Genomic DNA, 4,452 nt, shown 5'->3' with positions numbered 1-4,452 from the left:
AGCGGATTGTGGTTCCCCGTGGAGCCGGACGAGGGCGCCGGCTCCGGGGCCCTGCGCCGCTGCTGCACCGGCTGGATGCGCGGTGCCTGCGGCTGAACGTACGACGGAGGGCCCTGGTAGGGCTGCTGGGCGCCTTGCCCGCTCGGCGTCGAGGGGAAGTTGAAGCGGTTCTGGCCGTTCTCACCCTGCGACTGGTGCGCACCGTCATATGGGTGGTGTCCGCCTGGGGGTGTTGCCACGTTTCTTCCTCCTCCGACTGCCGTTCGCCGGTCCATGTCCCTGTGGACCCGCGCCACCGCACCCTATGGTGCGGTGGCGGGAAACGCACGGTCCGTCTGTTAGTTGAGAAGACTGCCCTGCAGTTCGGCGCGCAGGTCCGGGGTGAGGACACTGCCCGCGCGATCCACCAGAAGGGCCATCTCGTACCCGACGAGGCCGATGTCGGCGTCGGGGTGCGCGAGGACGGCCAGCGACGAGCCGTCCGAGATGGACATGATGAAGAGGAAGCCGCGCTCCATCTCCACCACGGTCTGGTTGACCGCGCCGCCTTCGAAGATCCTGGACGCCCCCGCGGTCAGCGACGTCAGGCCGGACGCGACGGCGGCGAGCTGGTCGGCACGGTCACGGGGGAACCCCTCGGACATCGCCAGCAGGAGTCCGTCGGCGGAGACCACCACCGTGTGGGACACCCCGGGGGTGTTGTCCACGAAGTTGGTGATCAACCAGTTCAGATTCTGCGCCGCCTGGCTCATCGGGCTCACACTAACGCTCCTGGTTGTAGGTGCTACCCGGGCCGAGGCCCGGTCCGTTCGTGTCCGTTCCCGCGTTGCGTCCCTGCTGGACACCGCGCCGCAGGTTGCTCAACCTGCCACGCACGTCCTCCGGGGCGCGGGAGACCTGTGGGCCGCCCTGCGGGGTCTGCTCGGCCTTGCCCTCGACCAGATTGGCCTTGGGGACCCGCCGCGGCAGCCCGGACGGGGTGACCCCGCCTGCCGCGGGCTTGCGGAGCTTCTCGGCCCGCTGCCAGCGCTCGTCGTTCGCCGAACGCCAGCCCTCGGAGCCGTCCTCGCCCTGCTGAGCCTGCTGCTGCGGAGCCGTCTGCTGCTGTGCCTGCGACCGCTCCTGCTGCTGCGCTTGCTGCTGTGCCGGCTGCGAGGCCTGCTGCGGGCCGCCACTGCTGCCCCGGCGCGGCAGACCTGCGTCGGTCAGCTCGTGTCCGGTGCTCGGAGCGGGGGGACCCGAGGAGAAGCCTACGCGTTCCCGGCCGTTCGCGGGAGCGCCCTGGGCAGATTCCGATTCCGTACCGTACGACCTGTCGAAACCGCCCGTGTACGTGCCCTGGTCCGCCCAGTCGCCCTGGTGGGTACCGGTATCGAACTGGCGGTCGTACTGCGGCTGCTGCGCCTCGCCATCCGAGAAGGACGGTTCCGCATAGCCGGGTGCGGCGTACTCGCCGGTCGCGTAGTCGCCACCACCGTACTGGTCGTACCCGGTGCCCGGCTGCTGCTGCTCGTAGCCGCCGTCCTGCCCGTACGCCGACGCCTGCCGGCCGTACTGGTCCTGCGCGTCGTACCGCTCCTGCGTCTCGTACGACTCCTGCGGTACGTACTGCTCCTGCGAAGCGTCGTAGCGCTCCTGGGAAGCGTCATAGTGCTCCTGGGAGCCGTACGCGTCCCGCTGGGGGTCGTACTGCTCCTGCGGCTGCTCGTCCGTCTCGTCGCGGAACAGCTGCGCGCCCAGCGCCGCGCGGCGCTCCTCGCGCTGCAGGGAGCGGCCCACCGGGTCCAGAGCGGTGCCGTCGCCGGACGGCTGCTCGTAGCGGGAGTCGTCGAAGCCGAGCTCCGCCGCCGTGCGCAGCGGGGCGGCCTCGAAGGCCTGCTGCTCCGGGATGATCTGGGAGACGGTGAAGTCGTCGTCCAGCATCGGGTCGCCACCACCACCGTGGGTGATCGCGTCCGGCAGCATGACCAGCGACGTCGTACCCGCCTGCTCGCCCGAGGGGCGCAGCTGGACGCGGATGCCGTGCCGGTCGGCGAGGCGGCCGACCACGAACAGCCCCATGCGCTGCGAGATCGCGGCGTCCACGGTCGGCGGGTTGGCCAGCTTGTGGTTGATGTCGGCGAAGTCCTCGGCGGTCAGGCCGATGCCCTTGTCGTGGATCTCGACCATCACGCGGCCGTCGGGGAGACGGGTGGCGGTGACGCGGACCTTCGTCTGCGGGGAGGAGAACGTGGTGGCGTTCTCCAGCAGCTCGGCGAGCAGGTGCACGAGGTCGGTCACGGCCTGTCCGTGGATCTCCGACTCCGGCACACCGGTGATCTCGATGCGCTCGTACTGCTCCACCTCGGAGGAGGCGGCGCGCAGCACGTCCACCAGCGGCACCGGCTGGTTCCAGCGGCGGCCGGGCTCCTCGCCCGCGAGGATGAGGAGGTTCTCGCCGTTGCGGCGCATACGCGTGGCCAGGTGGTCCAGCTTGAAGAGGTTCTCCAGCTGGTCCGGGTCGGCCTCGTTGTTCTCCAGGTCGGTGATCAGGGTCAGCTGGCCCTCGATCAGCGACTGGTTGCGCTGCGACAGGTTGGTGAAGATCGCGTTGACGTTGCCCCGGAGCAGGGCCTGCTCGGCCGCGAGCCGGACGGCCTCGCGGTGGACCTGGTCGAAGGCGCGGGCGACCTCGCCGATCTCGTCCTGGGAGTTGATCGGGATGGGCTCCACGCGGGTGTCGACGCGGCCCGGGTCGGTGCGCGAGAGCTGGTCGACCAGCATCGGCAGGCGCTGCTCGGCGATGGAGAAGGCGGCGGTGCGCAGGCGGCTCATCGACGTGCTCATCTGGCGGGCCATCATCCCGGCCAGGATGAACGCCGCGAGCAGCGCGATCACCACGATGGCACCGTTGACGAAGGCGTCCGTCTTGGCGTCGCCGGAGATCTCCGCGGCCTCGTCCACCGCCTTGGTGACGAGGTCGGCCTCGATCTCGCTGTAGCCGTCGAACTTCGCGGTCGCGGCGCCCATCCAGGTCTGCGGCGTGACGTCCTTCGCCCGCAGCTCCTGGATCCCGTCGGCGTCCTTGGCCTTGCCGATCGCACCGGCCATACCGGTGAAGACGGAACCGTCGACCACCGGCGGCTTGAGACCGGCCTCCTGCAGCCGCTTGGCGCCGTCGGCCGCCTTGCCGGCCATGACCTGCTTCAGCTTCTCCGTGTCCTCGGCGGTGCCGCCGGACACGTACTCGCCGATGGCGATCTGCTCCAGGTAGTTGTACGAGTTGAAGGCCACCGACTGCTGGGCGAAGTCCTCGTCGTCCTTGCTCGGCCGCACCAGCAGGTGCATGCCGATGGAGCGCTGGAGCGAGGTGGCGGCCTTGGCGAGCTGGACGGCGTAGACGGTACGGCCGTAGCTGGTGATGTTGCCGGTGCCGAGGCCGAGCTCGTTGGAGAACTCCATCAGCGAGTGCTGGACCTTGACGTAGCCCTCTTCGGTCCGCACCGGGTCGAGGGCCTTGGTGTACGCGCTCTCCCGGAGCTGCTCCAGGGTCGGCTCCTCCGCCCGGAACAGCTTCAGGCGGCGCTCCAGGCCCTGGTCCTCCGGCATGTTCGCGACGGCGGCGTCGAACCGGACCTTGGCGGCGTCCGTCGCGGCGTACGCCTGCTTGACCTCGGCGGCCTCGCGGTCCTGCGCGCTCTTCGCGGTCAGCAGCGGCGCGGCGGTGAGGTCGCGCTCGTTGAGCAGGGCCGCGCCGTACTCGGAGGCGGCGCGCACCACCAGGGCTGTCTTCTCGGCGTCCTGGGCCTCGCTCCAGGTGTCGATCGACTGCTTGACCTGGAAGCCGCCCATGACGAGGCCGACCAGCACGGGTATGAGGAGGATCGCGTTCAGCCTGGTCGGCACCCGCCAGTTGCGCGGGGACAACTTGCTCGTGCTGCCGGTGCCGGCGGCCGCGCCGTCCGACAGGGCTCCGGGCGCATCGGCAGGCGGCACCGCAGTGCGCGCGGGCGGGGTGAAGTTGCCCCGCGCCTGCTGCTCCGCGGCGCTGTTCTTGCTTCGCCTCACTCGACCAACAACCTCTCGGCGCCGGCACCTACGTTGTGCCGTTTTCTGTTCAGGGCCGTACTACTCGGGAGTTCGTCGCATTGCAGCATGTAAAGCGGCCCCGTTCCAAACAGCGGAAATAGGCCATTGCCACTGGTCCAGACCCCAGATAAAACGGGCATAAAGAGCGAGCCCCGCCAAAAGGCGGGGCCCATGTGAGCACAGCGGCACCAGCCGAATGCGCCTTGTGTCCAGTGCCCACCAATTCTCTGTCGAAACGTTATGAACCTGGCGGGCGGGACCGTGTCGGACGACACACGGCATCCCTGTAGGCACCACCGAATGTCTACGACAACTTCCGTATATCCACGCTTACTTGAGTCGTGCCATCAGCGCATGCTCCACGAGCGTGATCAATGCGCTCTT

The 4,452-nt window shown here is 69.3% G+C and carries 2 protein-coding genes and 1 pseudogene; all 3 read right to left on the bottom strand.

Annotation, left to right across the window (positions count from 1 at the left end; genetic code table 11):
- Positions 1-239: pseudogene (locus tag IH00_RS45690) on the bottom strand (DUF742 domain-containing protein); the annotation flags it as partial.
- Between the two features lie 99 nt (positions 240-338).
- Complete coding sequence (locus IH00_RS0136260) at positions 339-752, bottom strand: roadblock/LC7 domain-containing protein (protein WP_006127847.1); 414 nt, start codon at positions 750-752, stop codon at positions 339-341.
- 10 nt (positions 753-762) lie between these two features.
- Positions 763-4,047, bottom strand: coding sequence for a sensor histidine kinase (locus IH00_RS0136255; protein ID WP_031080756.1), 3,285 nt, complete (start codon positions 4,045-4,047; stop codon positions 763-765).
- Positions 4,048-4,452: the final 405 nt, after the last annotated feature.

Origin of the sequence: Streptomyces sp. NRRL S-118, from assembly GCF_000716335.1 — a bacterium.
Lineage (GTDB): Bacteria > Actinomycetota > Actinomycetes > Streptomycetales > Streptomycetaceae > Streptomyces.
This window is presented reverse-complemented; position numbering and strand designations above follow the sequence as displayed.